Raw genomic sequence first — 22,355 nt, forward strand, 5'->3', positions numbered from 1 at the left:
TGATGATCTGGCGTCCCGCGAGCAATCGCATCTTTTAGGTTCGAGGAAATTCCATGGCAACCGGCATCGTCAAGTGGTTCAACGCCGAAAAGGGTTATGGCTTCATCATGCCCGACGACGGCAGCAAGGATCTGTTCGCTCACTACTCTGAAATCCGCAGCGAAGGCTACAAGTCGCTGCAGGAGAACCAGCGCGTCACGTTCGAGGTCGGTACCGGCCCGAAGGGCCCCAGCGCCAAGAACATCAAGGTCGCAGCCTGAGTTCCGTCCGGTAGCGGTCCGGCAAAACGGTCCGCTCCAATGAAAAGCCCCTGCACGCAATGTGCAGGGGCTTTTTCTTTGCCGTGGCGAGCGGGGCGTCAGTGCTTGGGGTGTGCCGGCGTGGACAGCTTGTCGACCAGCGCAATGCCCAGGGCGGACAGGATGAACAGGGCGTGGATGATGGTCTGCCACATCACGCCCGCCTCGGAAAAGCGCGCATTGGGCGTGCCCAGGGTGCCGGCCTCGATGAAGGTGCGCAGCAGATGGATCGACGAGATGCCGATGATGGCCATGGCCAGCTTGACCTTCAGGACGCTGGCGTTGACGTGGCTGAGCCATTCGGGCTGGTCCGGGTGGCCCTGCAGGCGCAGGCGCGACACGAAGGTCTCGTAGCCGCCGACGATCACCATCACCAGCAGGTTCGAGATCATCACGACGTCGATCAGGCCCAGCACCAACAGCATGATTTCCATTTCGCCAAAGCTGTTGGCGTGCGTCAGCAGATGCCAGAGTTCCTTCAGGAACAGCATGACGTAGACGCCCTGGGCGACGATCAGGCCCAGGTAGAGCGGCAGTTGCAGCCAGCGCGAACTGAATATCAGGCTGGGCAGCAGGCCAAGGCGGGGAGGGGTGTTCGGGGTCATGAGTGGGTGCGAGCCAAGGTTGGGTGCGAAAAAGTGCGGCGGCAATTCTATCAATGCCGGGCCACGCGGTAATGGGTTTTTGATGACAGATTGGTATCGCGGCGCCGGTATTTACCACGCTAACGAGTCATTTGCATGCCTTTTATGTAAGCGAAGTTCGCATTTGCGAAACTCTGTGGCGAAACGGTTTGCACGGTTTTGCCGTATATAGAATTGCCGCCTCACTCGTACAGAGTCAGTCAAGAGGAGTTTGTTCCATGAAGATCCGCTACACCGTTGCCGCCCTGACCGTTGCGCTTGCCCCTTATTCCGCGTCGCATGCCCTCGACATCGGAGGCCTGGTGGGCGCCGGCAGCAAGGTGGTGCAGGCCGCCACCCTCAGCGATGCCGAAATCAAGACCTTGTCCGACAAGGCGTGCGCGCAAAGCGATTCCCAGGAAAAGATCGCCGCGCCGGGCAGCAAGTACGACGCCCGCCTGCAAAAGATCGCCAAGTCCCTGGGCGCCACGGTGAATGGCCAGAAAGCGAACTACAAGGTCTACATCACCAAGGACGTGAACGCCTGGGCCATGGCCAACGGCTGCATCCGCGTCTACAGCGGCCTGATGGACATGATGACCGACGACGAAGTGCTCGGCGTGGTCGGCCACGAAATCGGCCACGTGGCCCTGGGCCACAGCAAGAAGGCCATGCAGACCGCCTACACCGTGTCGGCTGCGCGTGACGCCGCCGGAGCCGCAGGGGGCGCCACCGTGGCTGCCCTGAATTCGTCCCAGTTGGGCGACCTGACCGAGAAGTTCATCAACGCGCAGTTCTCGCAATCGCAGGAAAGCGCGGCCGACGATTACTCGTTCGACCAACTGCAGGCCAAGAAGCTCAATACGCGTGGCCTGGTGACCGCCTTCCAGAAGCTGGCCGAGCTTGATGGCGGCAAGAGCGATATGATGAGCTCCCATCCGTCTTCGGCAAAGCGCGCTCAGCACATCGAGGATCGCATCGCCAAAGCGAAATAAGGCGCCCCAGCGGGCGTTTGCCTCCCTTCGGGGGTGGAAACGGGGTGCGAGCATCCGGGCTTATCCGGGGGCTCGCACCCCTTTGCGTCAGGGTTCCGGAAGTTTCCGGTAAAATGGCGCGTTTATCCGCCCGTCATCTCTTATTCTCTCGGAAAATAGGTCTTTTAATGCAGCCTGTGGTTGAAACCCTCTCCGGCCTGGAGCGCCGTGTTGATCTGGCCGTCTCGGTGGCCGACGTCGAAAAGGAAGTCCAGGCGCAATTGAAGCGCGTGGCCCGTACCGCCAAGGTGCCCGGCTTCCGTCCCGGCAAGGCGCCGCTCGCCATGCTCGAGCGCAGCCATGGCCCCGGCATCCGCTACGACGTGATCAATAGCCAAGTTGGCCGTGCGTTCGAACAAGCCGTCGACGGCGCCAAGCTGCGCGTCGCCGGTGCCCCGAACCTGGAACCCAAGACCGAAGGCGTCACCGACGACACGCTGGCGTTCACCGCCACGTTCGAGGTCTACCCCGAAGTCGCCGTGCCCGACCTGTCGGCACTGTCCGTGACCCGCTTCGAAACCGCCGTCACCGACGCCGAAGTGCAACAGACCCTGGACGTCCTGCGCAAGCAGCGCGCCACGTTCGAAGCCCGTGAAGGCCGTGCCTCGCAAGACGGCGACCGCGTCACCCTCGACTTCGCCGGCACCATCGACGGCGTGCCGTTCGAAGGCGGCAAGGCCGAAGACTTCCCGTTCGTGCTCGGCCAAGGCCGCATGCTGCCGGAATTCGAAGAAGCCGCCCGCGGCCTGAAGGCTGGCGAAAGCAAGGTTTTCCCGCTGAAGTTCCCTGACGACTACCAAGGCAAGGAAGTCGCCGGCAAGACCGCCGAATTCACCATCACCGTCAAGGAAGTGGCTGAAGGCGTCCTGCCCGAACTGAACGCTGAATTCGCCAAGTCGCTCGGCCAGGCCGAAGGCGACGTCGAAAAGCTCAAGGCCGACATCCGCAGCAACATCGAACGCGAAGTCAAGGTGCGCTCGCAAGGCCGTACCAAGTCCAGCGTGATGGACGCCCTGGTCGAAGCCGGCAAGTTCGACGTGCCGAAGGCCCTGGTCGACAACGACGTGCAAAGCCGCATCGCCGCTGCCCGCGAAGAACTGAAGCAACGCGGCGTGCCGAACGCCGAGTCCGTGCCGATCCCCGCCGAAGCCTTCTCGACCGAATCCGAGCGCCGCGTGCGCCTGGGTCTGCTGGTGTCCGAACTGGTCAAGCAAGCCCAGCTGCAAGCCAAGCCGGAACAGGTTCGTGCCCGCATCGAAGAATTCGCGGAAAACTACGAACAACCCGCCCAGGTTGTCAGCTATTACCTGGCTGACCGTCAACGTCGTGCTGAAATCGAAGCTATCGTGCTCGAAGACAACGTCGTGGCACACGTTCTGGACAAGGCCAAGGTCACCGAAGAAAAGGTGCCTTTCGATCAGTTGATGGGGATGGCGTAACACTATGCAGAGATTCACCGATTTCTATGCGGCAATGAATGGCGGGTCTTCGGTGACCCCCACCGGCCTGGGCTACATTCCCATGGTGATCGAGCAGTCGGGGCGCGGCGAGCGCGCCTACGACATCTATTCGCGTCTGCTCCGCGAGCGGCTCATTTTCCTGGTGGGCCCGGTCAACGACGCAACGGCCAACCTGGTCGTCGCGCAGTTGCTGTTCCTGGAATCGGAGAATCCTGACAAGGACATTTCCCTGTACATCAACTCGCCTGGCGGGTCGGTGTACGCGGGCATGGCCATCTACGACACCATGCAGTTCATCAAGCCGGACGTGTCGACCCTGTGCACCGGCCTGGCGGCCAGCATGGGCGCCTTCCTGCTGGCGGCTGGCAAGAAGGGCAAGCGTTTCACCTTGCCCAACTCGCGCATCATGATCCACCAGCCCTCGGGCGGCGCCCAGGGGCAGGCCTCCGACATCCAGATCCAGGCTCGCGAGATCCTGGACCTGCGCGAGCGTCTCAATCGCATCCTGGCCGACAACACCGGCCAGTCGATCGAGCGCATCGGCCTGGACACGGAACGTGACAACTTCATGTCCGCCGAAGATGCGGTATCGTATGGACTGGTGGACAAGGTGATGACCTCCCGTTCGGAAGGCTGACTTCCCGGTTGAGTCCGACCCGCTGCTGCCACGTTTGAGTAAGCGCAGGCGCCGGGCCGTTTACCCGGTCCGGCGCTTCTTTACCTGAGATACGACTACATATGCCTGAAAAAAAGGGATCGGCAGACGCAAAAGTGCTGCATTGCTCGTTTTGCAATAAAAGCCAGCACGAAGTCCGCAAGCTGATCGCGGGTCCGTCGGTATTCATCTGCGATGAATGCATAGACCTGTGCAACGACATCATCCGCGAGGAAGCGCAGGCTACCGCGCGCGCGGCGATTCGTTCCGAACTGCCCACTCCGGCTGAGATCAAGACGTTCCTCGACCAGTACGTCATTGGGCAAACCTCGCCCAAGCGCATGCTGGCGGTGGCCGTCTACAACCATTACAAGCGCATTCGCCACGGCGAAATCAAGGGCGACGAAGTCGAGTTGTCCAAGAGCAACATCATGCTGATCGGCCCCACCGGGTCGGGCAAGACGTTGCTGGCGCAGACGCTGGCGCGCATGCTGAACGTGCCGTTCGTCATGGCCGACGCCACCACGCTGACCGAAGCCGGTTACGTGGGCGAAGACGTCGAAAACATCATTCAGAAGTTGCTGCAGAACTGCAACTACGAAGTCGAGAAGGCGCAGCGCGCCATCATCTACATCGACGAAATCGACAAGATTTCCCGCAAGTCCGACAACCCGTCCATCACCCGCGACGTGTCGGGCGAGGGCGTGCAACAGGCCTTGCTCAAGCTCATCGAAGGCACGGTGGCCTCCGTGCCGCCGCAGGGCGGGCGCAAGCACCCCAACCAGGACTTCGTCCAGGTTGATACGACCAACATCCTGTTCATCGTCGGCGGCGCCTTCGACGGACTCGAAAAAGTCATCCGCGACCGCACCGAAAAGTCGGGCATCGGCTTCTCGGCCTCCGTGCGCGCCAAGTCCGAACGCGGCGTGGGCGAGCTGTTCTCGGAAGTCGAACCCGAAGACCTGATCAAGTTCGGCCTCATTCCCGAGCTGGTCGGCCGCCTGCCGGTGGTCGCCACGCTGGACGAACTCGACGAAGCGGCCCTGGTCCAGATCCTGACCGAGCCCAAGAACGCCTTGCTCAAGCAGTTCCAGAAGCTGTTCGCCATGGAAGGCGCCGAGCTGGACGTGCGCCCGGCAGCCTTGAAGGCGATCGCCCGCAAGGCGCTCAAGCGCAAGACCGGCGCCCGCGGCCTGCGCTCCATCATCGAGCAGGCGCTGCTCGACACCATGTATGACCTGCCGTCGCAAGGCAACGTCAAGCGCGTGGTGCTGGACGAAGGCGCGATCGAAGGCGAGGGCAAGCCCTTGCTGATCTACGCGGACGAAGAAAGCGCCGCCGAAAAGCCCGAGCGCGGAGAAGTCCGCGACGCCGCGGCCTGACGGTTATTTCAGAAAAACCCGTTCTCGTAACGGGTTTTTTTACCTCGGGGCCTGACCTTGAACGGATGGTCCCGGGGCGTGTCCAAGAAAACAAGGGAAACCGGCCGCTGTTTTTTTTGCCGTTTTGTTTATCCGGCAGCCGGGATCTTGAATTTTCGGCTATTGTTCCCATAACAGACGTAACTGACGAAGATGCCCGGGTATACCCGGGCATCCTGTCCCCGATACGCCGAGTCATACCGAGGAACCTCCTATGTCTGCCAGCCAGACCCTGCCTTCCGACCCGATCGACCTTCCCCTGCTGCCGCTGCGCGATGTCGTGGTGTTTCCGCACATGGTCATCCCGCTGTTCGTCGGCCGTCCGCGCTCGATCCGCGCGCTCGAGGTTGCGATGGAAGCGGGCAAGAGCATCATGCTGGTGGCCCAAAAGTCCGCCGGCAAGGATGATCCCACCCCCGAAGACGTCTACGAGATCGGCTGCGTCGCCGGCATCCTGCAGATGCTCAAGCTGCCCGACGGCACCGTCAAGGTGCTGGTCGAGGGTACCCAGCGTGCCCGCATCAACAGCATCGAAGACGCCGATTCGCACTTTACGTGCCAGGTCACGCCGATCGAACCGGATGCCGTCCAGGGCTCCGAAACCGAAGCCCTGCGCCGCGCGATCGTTGCCCAGTTCGAGCAATACGTCAAACTGAACAAGAAGATCCCTCCGGAGATCCTGACCTCGCTCGCCGGCATCGATGACGCCGGTCGCCTGGCCGATACGATCGCCGCGCATCTTCCGCTGAAACTCGAGCAGAAGCAGAAGATGCTCGAGATCGTCGGCACCTCCGAACGCCTTGAAGGCTTGCTCACGCAGCTGGAAACCGAAATCGACATTCTCCAGGTCGAGAAGCGGATTCGCGGCCGCGTGAAGAAGCAGATGGAAAAGAGCCAGCGCGACTACTACCTGAATGAGCAGGTCAAGGCCATTCAGAAAGAGTTGGGCGAGGGCGAAGAAGGCGCGGACATCGAAGAGCTCGAAAAGAAGATCATCGCTGCCCACATGCCCAAAGAGGCACGTAAAAAAGCCGATGCCGAGCTCAAGAAGCTCAAGCTCATGTCGCCCATGTCGGCCGAAGCCACCGTGGTGCGCAACTACATCGATACGCTCATCAACCTCCCCTGGAGAAAGAAGAGCAAGATCAACAATTCCATCGCCAACGCCGAGACCGTACTGGACAACGACCACTACGGCCTGGAAAAGGTGAAGGAACGCATCCTTGAATACCTTGCCGTGCAACAGCGCGTGGACAAGGTCAAGGCGCCTATCCTGTGCCTGGTCGGCCCTCCGGGCGTCGGCAAGACCTCGCTCGGCCAGTCCATCGCCAAGGCCACGAACCGCAAGTTCGTGCGCATGGCCCTGGGTGGCGTGCGCGACGAAGCCGAGATCCGCGGCCATCGTCGGACCTACATCGGTTCGATGCCGGGCAAGATCGTCCAGAACATGTCGAAGGTCGGCGTGCGCAATCCCTTGTTCCTGCTCGACGAAATCGACAAGCTGGGCATGGATTTCCGTGGCGATCCCTCGTCGGCGCTGCTCGAAGTGCTGGATCCTGAACAGAACCACACGTTCCAGGACCACTACATCGAGGTTGACTTCGATCTGTCCGACGTCATGTTCGTGGCGACCAGCAACACGCTGAACATTCCGCCGGCGCTGCTGGACCGCATGGAAGTGATCCGCCTGTCGGGTTACACCGAGGAAGAAAAGATCCACATCGCCCGCGACCATCTGCTGCCCAAGCTGATGAAGAACAACGGCGTGAAGGATACCGAGCTTACCGTCGACGACAGCGCCTTGCGCGACATCGTGCGCTACTACACCCGCGAAGCCGGTGTGCGTGCGCTCGAGCGCGAAGTGGGCAAGATCTGCCGCAAAGTCATCAAGCAATTGCTGACCCAGACCGATCGTGCCAAGGCCGAAGGCAAGACCCTCGAGGTCAAGCCGGTCAATGTCACGGGCGACAACCTGAGCGACTACCTCGGCGTGCGCCGCTACACCTTCGGCATGGCCGAAAAGGAAAACCAGATCGGTCAAGTGACCGGCCTGGCCTGGACGGAAGTCGGTGGCGACCTGCTCACGATCGAAGTGGCGGACATGCCCGGCAAGGGCGTGATCCAACGCACCGGTTCGCTGGGCGACGTGATGAAGGAATCGGTCGAAGCGGCTCGTACGGTGGTGCGCTCACGCGCCCGTCGCCTGGGCTTTGCAGACAGCGTGTTCGAGAAGCATGACATGCACGTGCACGTGCCGGAAGGCGCGACGCCCAAGGACGGTCCGTCTGCGGGTATTGCGATCACCACGGCCATGGTGTCGGCGCTGTCGCGCATCCCGGTGCGCGCCGATGTCGCCATGACGGGCGAAATCACGTTGCGTGGCGAAGTCCTGCCGATCGGCGGCTTGAAGGAAAAGCTGTTGGCCGCTCACCGCGGTGGCATCAAGACGGTCTTGATCCCGGAAGAAAACGTCAAGGATTTGGCGGAGATCCCGGACAACGTCAAGAACCATCTCGAGATCGTGCCGGTGCGCTGGATCGACAAGGTGCTGGAACTGGCCCTGGAACGCCTGCCCGAGCCGCTGGCCGAAGACGAGGCGGTGAAGGAACCGCTGGTGGCCAAGCCGGCCGAGCCGGGCTCGACGGACCCGGTGCTCAAGCACTGATGCTGGCCCGAGAGGCGCTGCTTGCGGCGCCTTCAACAAGAAACCCCGCCTTGGCGGGGTTTCTTTTTTAGGCTTGGCCGCACTGCGGCGTGTCTCGGCGACGCTGGCCGGGCGGGAGCCGTATAGAGAACCTGGAACGGCCTGCGAGGCCAGCCAGGCGCGGTTCAGTGGTGCATCAATGCAGTGCGTGGGTGCGGATCAGGCCGACCGCGATGCCTTCGAGCGCGAATTCCTGGTCGGCTTCGACCACGATGGTGTCGAAGTCGGGGTTTTCGGGCAGCAGTTCGATACGGCCGTGCTGGCGCTGCAGGCGCTTGACGGTGACGTCGTCGCCCAGGCGGGCCACCACGATCTGGCCGTTGCGGGCTTCGGAGGCCTTCTTGACGGCGAGCAGGTCGCCTTCGAGGATGCCGGCATCGCGCATGCTCATGCCGCGCACCTTGAGCAGGTAGTCGGGTGCCTGGGCGAACAGGCTGGAGTCGACGCCGATTTCGCGTTCGACGTGTTCGGCGGCCAGGATGGGGCTGCCGGCGGCCACCCGGCCTACCAACGGCAGCAGCAACTGCGCCAGGCCCGGCAGGGGCAGGGCGGCTTGCGTCGGGGCGGCCGAGGCGTCTTTCAGGCGGATGCCGCGCGAGGCGCCGGCCGTGAGCTCAATGGCGCCTTTGCGGGCCAGGGCCTTGAGATGGTCTTCGGCCGCGTTGGGCGAGCGAAATCCCAGGGCCAAGGCAATTTCGGCGCGGGTGGGCGGAAAGCCCGTGCGCGCGACGGTTTGCCGGATGAGGTCCAGGATTTGCTGTTGACGATCAGTGAGTTTGCTGGCCATGGCGATGATCCGTTTGGGGTCGGACTGTACATATATACAGCAGCATTCTGGGGGACATAACGCAAAAAAGCAAGCGGGTGTCGAGCGCCAGGGCAAGAGACCCATAAATCGCGGGCAATGAAAACGGGACCCGAAGGTCCCGTCTGGCTGGTGCCGGCAGTGCGAGGCGCTTTACAGCACCGCGGCGATGCCCTTGGCGACCTGGTCGATGTTGCCGCTGTTCAGGGCGGCAACGCAGATGCGGCCGCTGGAGACGGCATAGACGCCATGCTCTTCGCGCAGGCGGTCGACCTGGGCCGAGGTCAGGCCCGAGTACGAGAACATGCCGCGTTGCTGCAGCACGAAGCTGAAGTCCTGCTTGCCGCCGTGTTCCTTGATTTTCTCGACCAGTTGCTTGCGCATCAGGCGGATACGGTCGCGCATGGCGCCGAGTTCCTGTTCCCACATGGCGAACAGTTCAGGCGTGTTCAGCACCGTCGAGACGATCGTGCCGCCGTGGGTGGGCGGGTTGGAATAGTTGGTGCGGATGACGCGCTTGAGCTGGCTCAGGACGCGGGTGGCCTGGTCTTTGCTGCCGGCCACGACGGTCAGGGCGCCGACGCGCTCGCCGTACAGCGAGAACGACTTCGAGAACGACGAGCTGATGAACATGGTCATGTTCAGGTCGGCGAACAGGCGCACGACGGCGGCATCTTCCTTGAGGCCTTCGCCGAAACCCTGGTAGGCGATGTCCAGGAACGGGACCAGGTTGTTTTCCTTCACGACGGCGGCGATCTGCTGCCATTGTTCGAAGGTGGGGTCCACGCCCGTGGGGTTGTGGCAGCAAGCGTGCAGCACGACGACGGTCTGGGCCGGCGCGGCCTTCAGCGCGGCCAGCATGCCATCGAAATTCAGGCCACGGGTGGCGGCATCGTAGTAGGCGTAGGTGCCGACTTCGAAGCCGGCGCGTTCGAACAGCGCGCGGTGGTTTTCCCAGCTGGGGTCGCTGATCAGGACCTTGGCGGTCGGCAGCAGCTGGCGCAGGAAGTCGGCGCCGATCTTGAGGGCGCCGGTGCCGCCCAGGGCCTGGGTGGTGAGGACGCGGCCTTCGGTCACCAGGGGGGAATCCTTGCCGATCAGCAGGGCTTGCGCGCCCTGGTTGTAGCCGGCGATGCCCTCGATCGGCAGATAGCCGCGGGCAGCGGCGGCTTCGATGCGGGCGATTTCGGCCTTGCGCACCGCGCCCAGCAGGGGAATCCGGCCCTGGTCGTCGTAGTACACGCCAACGCCCAGGTTGACTTTACCGGGGCGGGTATCCGCGTTGTATTGTTCGTTCAGACCAAGAATGGGGTCGCGCGGCGCGAGTTCGACGGAATCGAAAAGGGTGCTCATGGGACTCTGCTGAGGGTGAGTGGACGCAGTGGGAAGTGCTGTGGATAATGGGGGGTTTACCCTGGGAACAGTCTAGCATGCCTAAGAGCGCAATAGACCCAAGTACGGCGGGTGCCGCAGCCGCGGGTTCGACCACCGATCCGGCCGGCGCAGCCCCCGTTGCGGCGGCGCCCGGTGCAGGCCCGGCGGGTGCCGGATTCGTGGATTTCCCGGATAGCCCGTTTCATCTGTACCAGCCTTACCCGCCGGCCGGCGACCAGCCTGCGGCCATCGAGGGCCTGGTCCAGGGGGTGCAGGACGGCCTGATGTTCCAGACCCTGCTGGGTGTGACCGGGTCGGGCAAGACCTACACCATGGCCAACGTCATCGCCCAGCTCGGGCGGCCGGCCCTGGTTCTGGCCCCGAACAAGACCCTGGCGGCGCAGTTGTACGCCGAAATGCGCGAGTTCTTCCCCAAGAATGCGATCGAGTATTTCGTTTCGTATTACGACTACTACCAACCCGAAGCCTACGTACCCACGCGCGACCTGTTCATTGAAAAGGACTCGTCCATCAACGAGCACATCGAGCAGATGCGCCTGTCGGCGACCAAGAGCCTTCTCGAACGTCGCGACACGATCATCGTCGGCACGGTGTCGTGCATCTACGGTATCGGCAACCCGGGCGACTATCACGCGATGGTGCTGATCCTGCGCGCGGGCGACCAGATCTCGCGGCGCGAGATCCTGGCGCGGCTGGTTGCCATGCAGTACACCCGCAACGACGCGGAATTCACCCGCGGCGTGTTCCGGGTGCGCGGCGAAACCATCGACATCTTCCCGGCCGAAAGCGCCGAACTGGCGCTGCGGCTGACCTTGTTCGATGACGAAATCGAAAGCCTGGAGCTGTTCGATCCGCTGACCGGCCGTATCCGCCAGAAGCTGCCGCGCTTTACCGTCTACCCTGGCTCGCACTATGTGACCCCGCGCGATACGGTCATGCGTGCCATCGAGACCATCAAGGAAGAACTGCGCGACCGGGTCAAGCGCTTTGTCGATGACGGCCATCTGGTCGAGGCCCAGCGTCTGGAGCAGCGCACCCGTTTCGACCTGGAAATGCTGCAGGAGCTGGGGTTCTGCAAAGGCATCGAAAACTACTCGCGGCATCTGTCAGGCGCGGCGCCGGGCGATCCGCCGCCCACGCTGATCGACTACCTGCCGTCCGATGCCCTGATGTTCATCGACGAAAGCCACGTCACCATCGGCCAGCTCAGCGCCATGTACCGCGGCGACCGCTCGCGCAAGGAAACGCTGGTGCAGTACGGCTTCCGGTTGCCGTCGGCGCTGGATAACCGGCCGCTCAAACTCGAGGAATTCGAGGCGCGGATGCGCCAATGCGTGTTCGTCTCGGCCACGCCCGCCGCCTACGAGAAAGAGCACACCGACAATGTGATCGAGCAGGTGGTGCGGCCCACCGGTCTGGTCGACCCGATCGTCGAGGTGCTGCCTGCCCGCACGCAGGTGGACGACTTGCTGGGCCAGATCAAGGTGCGCGTGGGACAGGGCGAGCGGGTGCTGGTCACCACGCTGACCAAGCGCATGGCCGAGGACCTGACCGACTTCCTGTCTGAACACGGGGTACGGGTGCGCTACCTGCACTCGGACATCGACACGGTCGAGCGCGTCGAAATCATCCGCGACCTGCGCCTGGGCACGTTCGACGTGCTGGTGGGGATCAACCTGCTGCGCGAAGGCCTGGATATTCCGGAAGTGTCGCTGGTGGCCATCCTGGACGCCGACAAGGAAGGGTTCCTGCGGTCCGAGCGCAGCCTGATCCAGACCATCGGTCGGGCTGCGCGCAACCTGAACGGCCACGCCATCCTGTATGCCGACCGCATCACGGATTCGATGCAGCGTGCCATGGAAGAGACCAGCCGCCGCCGCGCCAAGCAGTTGCAGTTCAACACCGACAACGGCATTACCGCGCGCGGCGTGCACAAGGCGGTCCGCGAGCTGATCGATGGCATTGTGGCGCCGGTGCAGCACGACGCCCTGGAAGCGGCGGTGCCGGCGGAGTTCCTGAAGGACGAAAAGGCGCTGGCGCGGGAAATCAAGCGGCTGGAAAAGCTGATGATGGACCACGCCCGCAACCTGGAGTTCGAGCAGGCCGCCGCCGCCCGGGATGCGCTGAACGCGCTGAAGCAGCGCGTGCTGCTGGATGGCGCGGTGTGATATCGCGTGGGTATCTAAATGTGTCTGCGCGCTGACAGGCTGCTGAATAGCAGCTGACAGCGCGCTGTTGCAATCGCGTGCTCAATAATTGGACAATCGATTCACGCAAAGCATCTTGCGAAGCCTTAAATATAGTCCGTAACCATATGATTTATAGTTGATATTTAAGGGGACGCATTTGCTCGGCATCTTGGCCGGCGCTACAAAAAAAGCTTGCCTTATCTCGGGTTTTCCCGCACACTTACTCCCATGATGACCAAGGTACTTTTCGTTTGCATGGGCAATATCTGTCGCTCGCCGAGCGCAGAGGGCGTGTTTCGCCATTTGGTGAACGACGCGGGTTTGGGCGATGTGGTTCGCATCGACTCCGCGGGCACGCACGCGTTTCATATCGGCGAGGCGCCTGATGCCCGGGCGCAGGCTGCGGCACGTAAGCGCGGCTACGAGATCACGCACTGCGAGGCGCGTCAGGTCACCGCGGAAGATTTCCGCGACTTCGATCTCATCCTCGCGATGGATTGGGACAACCTGTCCGCCATGCAGCAGCAGTGCCCCAAGGCCTACCAGCACAAGCTGATGCTGCTGATGCGCTTTGCCAACGAGTTCGAAGAAGCCACCGTGCCCGACCCGTACTACGGCGGCGCCGACGGTTTCGGCAAAGTGCTCGACTACCTCGAAGACGCCTGTCAGGGCGTGCTCGAGCTGGTCCGCAAGCGCGCTACCCAGTACCAGGCGGCCTGATCCCCTGGTGCGCCAGGCCGCCCACGGGCGGCCTCGGGCAATTTGGTAGTGAAAAAAACCGCGCAGCTGCGCGGTTTTTTCTAGCCGGGAGCCATACCAAATTAGTCGGGAATTTGCTATACTTGAGCCAATTACTCGGGTATTGACCGCCGGATTCGCCGACGGCCATTGCCGAATCACAGGGAACCCACCATGCGGCTAACTACCAAAGGGCGTTTCGCCGTGACTGCCATGATCGATCTGGCTATGCGGCAGCATAGCGGCCCGGTCACTCTTGCGGCCATCAGCCAGCGTCAGAACATTTCGCTTTCGTACCTGGAACAGCTGTTCGGGAAGCTGCGTCGCCACGAACTCGTGGACAGCGTGCGCGGCCCGGGCGGCGGCTACTCGCTTGCCCGCCTGGCGCGCAACGTGACGGTGGCCGACATCATCTTTGCCGTCGACGAGCCGCTGGACGCGACCAGCTGCGGCGGCAAGCGGGACTGTACGAGCGGCAACGACGGCAAGCCCGGCAAGTGCATGACGCACGAGCTCTGGGCGACGTTGAATCGCAAGATGGTGGATTACCTGGATTCGGTGTCCCTGCAAGATCTGGTTGATCAGCAGCGCGTGCGCCAACTGCAGGAAGCCAACAATCAAGCGCAGGCCTGCGCGGTGCGTGTGAATCGGGTGGGGGGCGCCAATGCCGCCGCCAATGCCCCGACCACGACCGTCGCGGCCAACGCCACCGTATAAGCAGCATCAGGAGTTGTAGAAATGACCACCCGCCCGATCTATCTGGACTATTCGGCCACGACCCCCGTCGACCCGCGCGTCGTCGACAAGATGGTGCCCTGGCTGTACGAGAACTTTGGCAACCCCGCTTCGCGCAGCCATGCCTTTGGCTGGGAATCCGAGGACGCGGTCGAACGCGCCCGCGAAGAAGTCGCCAAGCTGGTGAATGCCGACCCGCGTGAAATCGTCTGGACCTCCGGCGCCACGGAATCGGACAACCTGGCCATCAAGGGTGCCGCCAACTTCTATTCCGAACGCGGCAAGCACATCATCACCGTCAAGACCGAGCACAAGGCTGTGCTGGACACCTGTCGCGAACTCGAGCGCCAGGGCTTTGAAGTGACCTACCTGGACGTCAAGGACAATGGCCTGATCGACCTGGACGTCTTCAAGGCGGCGCTGCGTCCCGACACCGTGCTGGTGTCGGTGATGATGGTGAACAACGAAATCGGCGTCATCCAGGATATCGAAACCCTGGGCGAGATCTGCCGCGAGAAGGGCATCATCTTTCATGTGGACGCCGCGCAGGCGACCGGCAAGGTCGAGATCGACCTGCAGAAGCTGAAGGTCGACCTGATGTCGTTCTCGGCCCACAAGACCTACGGCCCCAAGGGCATCGGCGCCCTGTACGTGCGCCGCAAGCCGCGTGTGCGCATCGAAGCGCAGATGCACGGCGGTGGCCACGAGCGGGGTTTCCGTTCGGGCACGCTGGCTACGCACCAGATCGTCGGCATGGGCGAAGCCTTCCGCCTGGCGCGCGAAGAAATGGGTACCGAGAACGAGCGCATCCGCATGCTGCGTGATCGCCTGTGGGCCGGCCTGTCGCAGATCGAAGAGGTCTACCTGAACGGCGACATGGATCAGCGCGTGCCGCACAACCTGAACGTCAGCTTCAACTATGTCGAAGGCGAGTCCCTGATCATGGCGATCAAGGAACTGGCCGTGTCCAGCGGTTCGGCCTGCACCTCGGCCAGCCTGGAACCGTCGTATGTGTTGCGCGCCCTGGGCCGCAACGACGAACTGGCACACAGCTCGATCCGTTTCACCCTGGGCCGCTTCACGACCGAAAAGGAAGTGGACTACGCCATCGAATTGCTCAAGAGCCGGGTCGGCAAGCTGCGCGACATGTCGCCGCTGTGGGAAATGGCCAAGGAAGGCATCGACCTGAATACCGTGCAGTGGGCCGCGCACTGAGCGCCCGCGCCAACGAAATACGTGGAGAACTGATATGTCTTACAGCACCAAAGTCCTGGATCACTACGAAAACCCGCGCAACGTCGGTTCGTTCGACAAGTCGGACGACTCGGTGGGCACCGGCATGGTCGGCGCGCCCGCCTGTGGCGACGTCATGAAGCTGCAGATCAAGGTCAACGAATCCGGCGTCATCGAAGATGCGCGCTTCAAGACCTATGGCTGTGGTTCGGCCATTGCCTCGAGCTCGCTCGTGACCGAATGGGTCAAGGGCAAGACGCTGGACGAAGCGATGAACATCCGCAACACGCAGATCGCCGAAGAACTGGCCCTGCCGCCCGTGAAGGTGCACTGCTCGATCCTGGCCGAAGACGCGATCAAGGCCGCCGTGCAGAACTACAAGGAAAAGCATTCGGTTGCGGCCGAAGCTGTGGCGAACTGACATGTCCGTTACCCTGACCCAACAGGCTGCCACCCACATCGGCCGCTACTTGCAAAAGCGCGGAAAGGGTATTGGCTTGCGGCTCGGCGTTAGGACGACGGGCTGCTCCGGCATGGCCTACAAGCTGGAGTACGTGGACGACGTGGCCCCCGAAGACCAGGTCTTCGAGAGCTTCGGCGTGAAGGTGTTCGTCGATCCCAAGAGCCTGGCCTACCTGGACGGCACCGAGCTGGACTACGCCCGCGAAGGCCTGAACGAAGGCTTCAAGTTCCGCAACCCCAACGAGAAGGCGACCTGCGGCTGCGGCGAGTCGTTCACGGTGTAAGTCTTGGCTGGAGACGACCACTTCAGCCTGTTCGGCTTGCCGGCACGCTTTGACCTGGACGCGCAGGCGCTGGAAACCGCCTGGCGGACCGTTGCCGCGCAGGTGCACCCTGATCGCTTTGCCACGGCCAGCCCCGCGGAACGCCGCGTGGCCATGCAATGGGCGGCGCGCGCCAACGAAGCCTATCGGCAGTTGCGCGATCCGCTGTTGCGGGCGCGCTACCTGTGCGAACAGGCGGGCATCGATTTGCAGACCGAGAGCAACACGTCCATGGACACGGCTTTCCTGATGCAGCAGATGACCTGGCGCGAAATGCTGGACGACGCGCGCGAAGACGCCGGCGCCCTGGCGACGCTGCAGGCCGAGCTGCAGGAAGCGCGCGTGCAAATGCGGGCGACGCTGACGCGGCTGCTGGACGAGCAGCACGATTACGCGGCCGCGGGCCTCAAGGTGCGGGAATGGATGTTCGTGGAAAAGCTGGCGCAAGAGCTGGCGCACGCTCACCCCTAGCCTGAGCGATCTGGACAGGCCTGGCCGCCCGGTGCCCGGGCTTGGCCGCCTACTGAGCAGAAAAATAGAATCATGGCCTTATTGCAGATTTCCGAGCCCGGTGAATCGCCCGCGCCGCACCAGCGCAAGCTGGCGGTAGGCATCGATTTGGGCACTACCAATTCCCTGGTTGCCGCGGTGCGCAGCAGCGTGGCTGAAGTGCTGCCCGACGCAGAGGGCCATGTGCTGCTGCCGTCGGCCGTGCGCTACTACCCGGGCGGCCGCGTCACCACGGGTCGCGAACCTCTGGCGCAGCAGGCCGAAGACCCGCTGAATACGGTGGTGTCGGTCAAGCGCTTCATGGGGCGTTCGCTGGAAGAGGCCCGTGCCACGCGCGCGCCCTACGAATTCGTGGACGCGCCTGGCATGGTGCGCATCCGCACGGCGCAGGGTGACCTGAGCCCGGTCGAGGTGTCGGCGCAGATCCTGGCGGTGTTGCGCCAGCGTGCCGAAGACGTGCTGGGCGATGATCTGGTGGGCGCCGTGATCACGGTGCCGGCGTATTTCGACGACGCCCAGCGCCAGGCCACCCGCGATGCGGCGCGCCTGGCCGGCCTGAACGTGCTGCGCCTGTTGAATGAACCGACCGCCGCAGCCATTGCGTACGGCCTGGATAACGCCGCCGAAGGCGTGTATGCGGTGTATGACCTGGGGGGCGGCACGTTCGATATTTCGATCCTGCGTTTGACCCAGGGCGTGTTCGAAGTGATTTCCACCGGCGGCGATACGGCGCTGGGTGGTGACGACTTTGATTCCCTGATCGTCGACCATGTGGTGGCGGCCGCTGGCGTGGGCGAGCTGACGCACGCCGACCGGCGCGGCCTGCTGATGGCGGCGCGTGCGGTGCGCGAGGCGCTGTCCGACGCACAGGAGGCACGCCTGCAATTGACGCTGGCCAACGGCCAGGCGATTGAACGCCTGCTGACGCGCGCCGAATTCGAAACGCTGGCGCAGCCCCTGATCCAGCGCACGCTGGAATGCGCGCGACGCGCCTTGCGTGATGCCGAGCTCAAGCCGGCGGACGTGCGCGGCGTGGTGATGGTGGGCGGCGCGACGCGCATGCCCGTGGTGCGTGCTGCGGTGGGCGAGATGTTCGGCACCGCGCCGCTGACCGATCTTGACCCCGACCAGGTGGTGGCGTTGGGTGCGGCCTTGCAGGCCAACCTGCTGGCCGGCAACCGTGCGCCGGGCGAAGACTGGCTGCTGCTAGATGTGATTCCGCTGTCGCTGGGCCTGGAAACGATGGGGGGGCTGGTCGAGCGCGTGATTCCCCGCAACAGCACGATTCCGGTGGCGCGCGCGCAGGAGTTCACGACGTTCAAGGATGGCCAGACGGCCATGAGCATCCACGTGCTGCAAGGCGAGCGCGACCTGGTGTCCGATTGCCGTTCGCTGGCGCGTTTCGAGCTGCGCGGCATTCCGCCGATGGTGGCCGGCGCCGCGCGTATCCGCGTGACCTTCCAGGTGGATGCCGACGGGTTGCTGAGCGTGACGGCGCGCGAGCAGAGCAAGGGCGTCGAGGCCGCGGTGTCGGTCAAGCCGTCGTATGGCTTGAGCGACGACGAGATCGCACAGATGCTGGCCGACAGCGTGGCACAGGCCGATACCGATGCCCGCGCCCGCATGCTGCGCGAGCAGCAGGTGGATGCGCGCCAGTTGGTGGAGTCGGTGCAGGCCGCCCTGGCGGCCGATGGCGATCTGCTCGATGCCGATGAACGCAAGCGGGTGGACGAATGCCTGCAGGCGGCGATCGTGGCGCAGGATGCCCAGGATGTGGACTCCGTGAAAGCCGCGACCGAGGCGCTGTCCGCGGCGACCGACGACTTTGCCGCCCGCCGCATGGACCGCAGCATCCGCGCCGCCCTGGCTGGCCGCAAACTTGACGAAATTGCCTGATAAGAAGCTATGCCGAAACTGACCGTACTGCCTCATCCCGATTACTGCCCCGAGGGCGCCGTGATCGAAGACGCGCCCAAGGGCGTGTCGATCTGCCGCGTTCTGCTGGACAACCACATCGACATCGAACATGCCTGCGAGCTGTCGTGCGCGTGCACGACCTGTCACGTGGTGGTCAAGCAGGGCTACGCGTCGCTGGAAGACGCGACCGACGACGAAGAGGATCTGCTGGACAAGGCCTGGGGCCTGACGCCCACCTCGCGCCTGTCGTGCCAGGCCTTGGTGACCGATGCCGACCTGACGGTCGAGATTCCCAAGTACACCATCAACCACGCGAAAGAGGGCCATTGATGAAGTGGACCGATACCTACCAGATTGCTGAAGCGCTGGTGGACGCCCATCCGGACGTCGACCCCAAGACGCTGCGTTTCACCCAGCTGCGCGAATGGGTGCTGGCCTTGCCCGGGTTCAGCGATGACCCCGACCGCAGCGGCGAGAAGATCCTGGAAGCCATCCAGATGGCCTGGATCGACGAAGCCGACTGAACCGCGCCGCAAACGCTCCCCTTGGGGAGCGTTTTTGCTTTGGCGCGCTGGCTGCGCGGTATCATCAAGACTCTCTTTGTCGTTCCTACCTCCCGAGTCTACCGATGCCCGCTGCCCCCCTGCGCTTTGGCCTGGCCGCCAACCGACTGCACCATGAAACCCCCGACGCCGCCTTGTTTACCTGGCTGCGGGCGTGTTCGTCCACCATCCGCGAGCTGGGCGTGCAGTTGCACACCGTGGGTCGCACGCACGATGCGATCGTGCGCGAAGGCATGCTGCAAGGCTATAGCGGCCTGATCCGCTATCCCTATGGTCGCGAGGGCGGCTTGATGAAGCTGGTGGCGCGCGTGACCGAGGGCCGTGACGGGCAGGCGCCGTTCGACGGCGCGATCTATCTGATCGATCCGGTGGACCCGTCGTCGATTTTCCCCGAGGCGCTGGCGCTCAAGCGTCAGTGCATCACGCATGGCCGGCCGTTCATTTCGACGCTGGCCGGCGCGATCGAATGGATGGAAGTCGAGCGCGTTCATGCCGGGCTGGCGCCGGACATGTCGGCGTCGCGGCTGTTCAACTACACGGGCCAGACGCTGGCGCTGATCGCCCACGATGCACTCAAGGACGAGATGGTGGCGTTTGCCAGCGAACACTTTGACGTGCTGTCGCAGTTTGCGCGGCGGGTGGCGACCGGCACGACAGGAGGGCGCCTGAATGAGCTGGCCTGGTCGCGGGGGTGGCCCAAGGACACGCCCTGGGTGCACCGCTACCTGAGCGGTCCGCTGGGCGGCGATGCGCAGATCGCCGAACTGGTGCTGGAGCACCAGTGCCAGCGGGTGATCTTCTTCGAGGATCCCCATGTGGCGCGCCAGCACGAGGCGGATATCCAGCTGCTGGAGCGCGCCGTGCGGGTGGTGACCGAGTCAGCCACGTGCGCGACATCGCCGTCGGTGGCGCGGCGCTGGGCCCAGGCGGTGCAATTGCGGGCCGCGCGCGCATAACACAGCAGAGGGGGCGGCGCGAGGGCCGCCCTTGTAGTTTGTGGTTTCTTGGCTATTCGAATCGTAAAAGGAACCATTATCTAAAGAAGAACCATTAACATTTGGCTTTCAAAATCCATACAAAAGGGAGCCATGTTGATGTTTTGTCCTGTCATGCGCCGTCGCGTCGGAGTGGCCGCGGCATTGGGCTTGCTGCCCACCGTACTGTTCGCGCAGCAAGCTGCCGTGGGGCCCACCACGACGCTGCCGACCGTGACCGTGGAGGGCAGCGGTGAAGAGACGGCGACCAGCCCGGTGCTGGGTTATGCCGCCACGCGGTCCGCCACGGCGACCAAGACGGATACGCTGCTGAACGAAACGGCGCAATCGATCACGGTGGTGCCGCGCGACCAGATCGTGGACCAGGGGGCGACGAGCCTGCAGGAGGCGCTGGGCTATGCGGCCGGCGTGCGGTCCGATGCCTATGGCCTGGACTCGCGCTCCGACAGCGTGCGCGTGCGGGGCACGGACGCCGATGTCTACCTGGACGGCCTGCGCCAGGCGTTTGATTACTACACCAGCACGACGCGCCCGGACCCGTATTTGCTGGAGCGCATCGAGGTGTTGCGCGGTCCGGCGGCCATGACGTACGGCCAGGGCAGCACGGGCGGCATCATCAACATGGTGAGCAAGCGCCCGCTGGCAGAAACGCAGCGCGAGGTGGGGGTGCAGTTCGGCAACCACGGGCGCAAGCAGGTGCAGATGGACCTGACGGGCCCCATTACCGAAGACGGCCAATGGCTGTATCGACTGGTGGCGCTGGGGCGCGATGCCGATACGCAAGTGCACCACGTGCCGGACGACCGCGCGCTGGTGGCGCCCTCGCTGACGTGGAAGCCCAGCGCCGCCACGACCTTCACGTTGCAGGCCTTGTACCAGAAGGACAAGTCCGGGTCGACGGCCCAGTTCATGCCGTGGTCCGGCATGCGCACGCCGAATCCGAATGGCACCATCCCGACCTATCGCTTCATTGGCGAACCCGATCACGACCGTTACGATTCGGAGCGCCGCAGCATCGGCTGGTTGTTCGAGCACAAGTTCAACGACAAATGGTCGTTCAGCCAGGGCTTTCGGCATGCCAACAACAAGGTGACGTACTTCACGCACTACGCGGATTCGTTCACGGAGCCGGGCGGCTGGGCGGATGATCCGATCAACCAGCGCATCATCGGCCGCTATGCCGATGACACGATCACCAAAGTGCGCATGGATACGCTGGACCAGCACCTGACCGGTGAGGTGCGTACCGGCGCCGTCACGCACAAGCTGCTGCTGGGGCTGGACTGGGCACGTTATCGCCGCGACCGCGAAAGCGGCAGCGGCAAGGATTCGATTGACGCCTATGCGCCGGTCTACGGCAATGGCTACATTCCGGAACTGACGGGCGAACCGCGGTTCACGCAGAGCCAGACGGGCCTTTACCTGCAGGACCAGATGAAGTTCGGCCAGCACTGGATCGTGACGGCGGGCCTGCGCCATGATCGCGCGCGCAGCCAGCTCGACGGGGGGGATGCGGACAAGGTCCAGGCCACCACCAAGCGTTTCGGGCTGATGTACGCGGCCAGCAATGGCTGGTCGCCGTATGTCAGCTACAGCGAATCGTTCACGCCGGTCGCCAGCACCACGCGCAGCACGCCCGAGGGCGCCGTGCCCGAGCTGTACAAGCCGCTGCGAGGCAAGCAGTGGGAAGCGGGCGTGAAGTACCAGTCGGCCGATGGCGGCCACCTGGCCACCGCGTCGGTGTATGACCTGCGGGAGAAGAACCGCCTGGTGCCGGATCCGACATCGGCGCTGAACAACATCCAGACCGGCAAGACGCGCACCCGTGGCGTGGAACTGGAATGGCGCGGCCAGGTGACGTCGTCGTTCGACGTGATTGCCCACTACAACTACATCGACCTGGACCCGAAGCTGGAAGGCATACCGCGCCATCAGGCTGCGGCGTGGGGCCGCTACCGCTTCGGGCTGGACAACCTGGATGGGCGCTTCACCGTGGGCGCCGGCGCGCGCTGGATGGCCTCGTTCCGGGACGGCAACGGGCCGAAGCTGCCACCGGTGTGGCTGGTGGACAGCATGGTCTCGTACGAAACCAGCCAGTGGCGCTATGCCTTGAACGTCAACAACCTGCTGGACAAGACCTACCTGGCTACGTGCCTGTCGCGCGGCGATTGCTGGTACGGCGCGCGGCGCAGCGTGATCGCCAGCGTCAGCTACAAGTTCTGACGCCGGTCGCCGGATGGGCCGCCTAGCGGCCCGTGAAGCGCGGTGCGCGTTTTTCGCGGAAGGCGCTGACG

Annotated in this window: 21 protein-coding genes; 18 read left to right on the forward strand and 3 right to left on the reverse strand. The window is 63.6% G+C overall.

The features are described from left to right. Positions 1-53 precede the first annotated feature (53 nt). Positions 54-260, forward strand: coding sequence for a cold-shock protein (locus tag AC6LJ2_RS10860; protein ID WP_006225311.1), 207 nt, complete (start codon positions 54-56; stop codon positions 258-260). Positions 261-358: 98 nt separating this feature from the next. Here the strand turns inward: AC6LJ2_RS10860 and AC6LJ2_RS10865 are convergent, their stop codons facing one another. Next, positions 359-904 (reverse strand): TIGR00645 family protein, encoded by a 546-nt coding sequence (locus AC6LJ2_RS10865; protein WP_263910865.1) that lies wholly within the window; start codon positions 902-904, stop codon positions 359-361. Positions 905-1,161: 257 nt separating this feature from the next. Between AC6LJ2_RS10865 and loiP the strand changes: the two genes are divergently transcribed. From loiP to lon, 5 genes are all read left to right on the forward strand, one after another. Further along, positions 1,162-1,917, forward strand: a complete 756-nt coding sequence (loiP, locus tag AC6LJ2_RS10870; protein WP_263910864.1) for a metalloprotease LoiP — start codon at positions 1,162-1,164, stop codon at positions 1,915-1,917. A 167-nt stretch (positions 1,918-2,084) separates the two neighbouring features. Then, entirely contained in the window at positions 2,085-3,395 is a 1,311-nt protein-coding gene (gene tig / locus AC6LJ2_RS10875; protein WP_445656791.1) for a trigger factor, read from the forward strand. A gap of 4 nt (positions 3,396-3,399) precedes the next feature. Beyond that, a complete protein-coding gene (gene clpP, locus AC6LJ2_RS10880; protein WP_183004996.1) occupies positions 3,400-4,053 on the forward strand; it encodes an ATP-dependent Clp endopeptidase proteolytic subunit ClpP in 654 nt (217 codons plus the stop codon). Positions 4,054-4,154: 101 nt separating this feature from the next. Then, positions 4,155-5,453: an ATP-dependent Clp protease ATP-binding subunit ClpX gene (clpX, locus tag AC6LJ2_RS10885; protein ID WP_025135990.1), complete on the forward strand. Its 1,299-nt coding sequence runs from the start codon at positions 4,155-4,157 to the stop codon at positions 5,451-5,453. A gap of 253 nt (positions 5,454-5,706) precedes the next feature. Further along, positions 5,707-8,157, forward strand: coding sequence for an endopeptidase La (gene lon, locus AC6LJ2_RS10890; protein ID WP_199163989.1), 2,451 nt, complete (start codon positions 5,707-5,709; stop codon positions 8,155-8,157). 175 nt (positions 8,158-8,332) lie between these two features. Here the strand turns inward: lon and lexA are convergent, their stop codons facing one another. Both lexA and AC6LJ2_RS10900 read right to left on the reverse strand, forming a co-directional pair. Then, positions 8,333-8,983, reverse strand: a complete 651-nt coding sequence (lexA, locus tag AC6LJ2_RS10895) for a transcriptional repressor LexA (RefSeq protein ID WP_263910860.1) — start codon at positions 8,981-8,983, stop codon at positions 8,333-8,335. A gap of 171 nt (positions 8,984-9,154) precedes the next feature. Continuing rightward, positions 9,155-10,354: an amino acid aminotransferase gene (locus AC6LJ2_RS10900; RefSeq protein WP_263910859.1), complete on the reverse strand. Its 1,200-nt coding sequence runs from the start codon at positions 10,352-10,354 to the stop codon at positions 9,155-9,157. Positions 10,355-10,554: 200 nt separating this feature from the next. On the opposite strand from AC6LJ2_RS10900, the gene uvrB reads away from it, so the two are divergent. The 12 genes from uvrB (at position 10,555) to AC6LJ2_RS10960 (ending at position 22,284) form a co-directional block, all read left to right on the forward strand. Further along, positions 10,555-12,564: an excinuclease ABC subunit UvrB gene (gene uvrB, locus AC6LJ2_RS10905; protein ID WP_445656790.1), complete on the forward strand. Its 2,010-nt coding sequence runs from the start codon at positions 10,555-10,557 to the stop codon at positions 12,562-12,564. A 249-nt stretch (positions 12,565-12,813) separates the two neighbouring features. After that, positions 12,814-13,305, forward strand: coding sequence for a low molecular weight protein-tyrosine-phosphatase (locus tag AC6LJ2_RS10910; protein ID WP_006386176.1), 492 nt, complete (start codon positions 12,814-12,816; stop codon positions 13,303-13,305). Positions 13,306-13,497: 192 nt separating this feature from the next. Next, positions 13,498-14,040 (forward strand): Fe-S cluster assembly transcriptional regulator IscR, encoded by a 543-nt coding sequence (iscR, locus tag AC6LJ2_RS10915; RefSeq protein ID WP_175192048.1) that lies wholly within the window; start codon positions 13,498-13,500, stop codon positions 14,038-14,040. Positions 14,041-14,061: 21 nt separating this feature from the next. Continuing rightward, positions 14,062-15,273 (forward strand): IscS subfamily cysteine desulfurase, encoded by a 1,212-nt coding sequence (locus AC6LJ2_RS10920; protein ID WP_263910856.1) that lies wholly within the window; start codon positions 14,062-14,064, stop codon positions 15,271-15,273. 34 nt (positions 15,274-15,307) lie between these two features. Then, entirely contained in the window at positions 15,308-15,712 is a 405-nt protein-coding gene (iscU, locus tag AC6LJ2_RS10925; protein ID WP_263910854.1) for a Fe-S cluster assembly scaffold IscU, read from the forward strand. Position 15,713: 1 nt separating this feature from the next. Further along, positions 15,714-16,037, forward strand: a complete 324-nt coding sequence (iscA, locus tag AC6LJ2_RS10930; protein WP_006395864.1) for an iron-sulfur cluster assembly protein IscA — start codon at positions 15,714-15,716, stop codon at positions 16,035-16,037. A 3-nt stretch (positions 16,038-16,040) separates the two neighbouring features. After that, complete coding sequence (hscB, locus tag AC6LJ2_RS10935) at positions 16,041-16,547, forward strand: Fe-S protein assembly co-chaperone HscB (RefSeq protein ID WP_263910852.1); 507 nt, start codon at positions 16,041-16,043, stop codon at positions 16,545-16,547. Between the two features lie 72 nt (positions 16,548-16,619). Then, positions 16,620-18,482 carry a Fe-S protein assembly chaperone HscA gene (hscA, locus tag AC6LJ2_RS10940; RefSeq protein ID WP_498151356.1) on the forward strand — a complete coding sequence of 621 codons (1,863 nt, stop codon included), beginning with the start codon at positions 16,620-16,622 and terminating at the stop codon, positions 18,480-18,482. Positions 18,483-18,491: 9 nt separating this feature from the next. After that, positions 18,492-18,833, forward strand: coding sequence for an ISC system 2Fe-2S type ferredoxin (gene fdx / locus AC6LJ2_RS10945; RefSeq protein ID WP_006395860.1), 342 nt, complete (start codon positions 18,492-18,494; stop codon positions 18,831-18,833). Beyond that, positions 18,833-19,027, forward strand: a complete 195-nt coding sequence (gene iscX, locus AC6LJ2_RS10950) for a Fe-S cluster assembly protein IscX (protein ID WP_183004986.1) — start codon at positions 18,833-18,835, stop codon at positions 19,025-19,027. Before fdx ends, iscX begins: the two co-directional genes overlap by 1 nt. Positions 19,028-19,131: 104 nt before the next feature. Then, positions 19,132-20,022: a methylglyoxal synthase gene (locus AC6LJ2_RS10955; RefSeq protein WP_263910849.1), complete on the forward strand. Its 891-nt coding sequence runs from the start codon at positions 19,132-19,134 to the stop codon at positions 20,020-20,022. A gap of 153 nt (positions 20,023-20,175) precedes the next feature. After that, positions 20,176-22,284, forward strand: coding sequence for a TonB-dependent siderophore receptor (locus AC6LJ2_RS10960; protein ID WP_498151357.1), 2,109 nt, complete (start codon positions 20,176-20,178; stop codon positions 22,282-22,284). The last annotated feature ends 71 nt before the right edge of the window (positions 22,285-22,355 follow it).

Source organism: Achromobacter sp. 1014246743 (assembly GCF_059760725.1).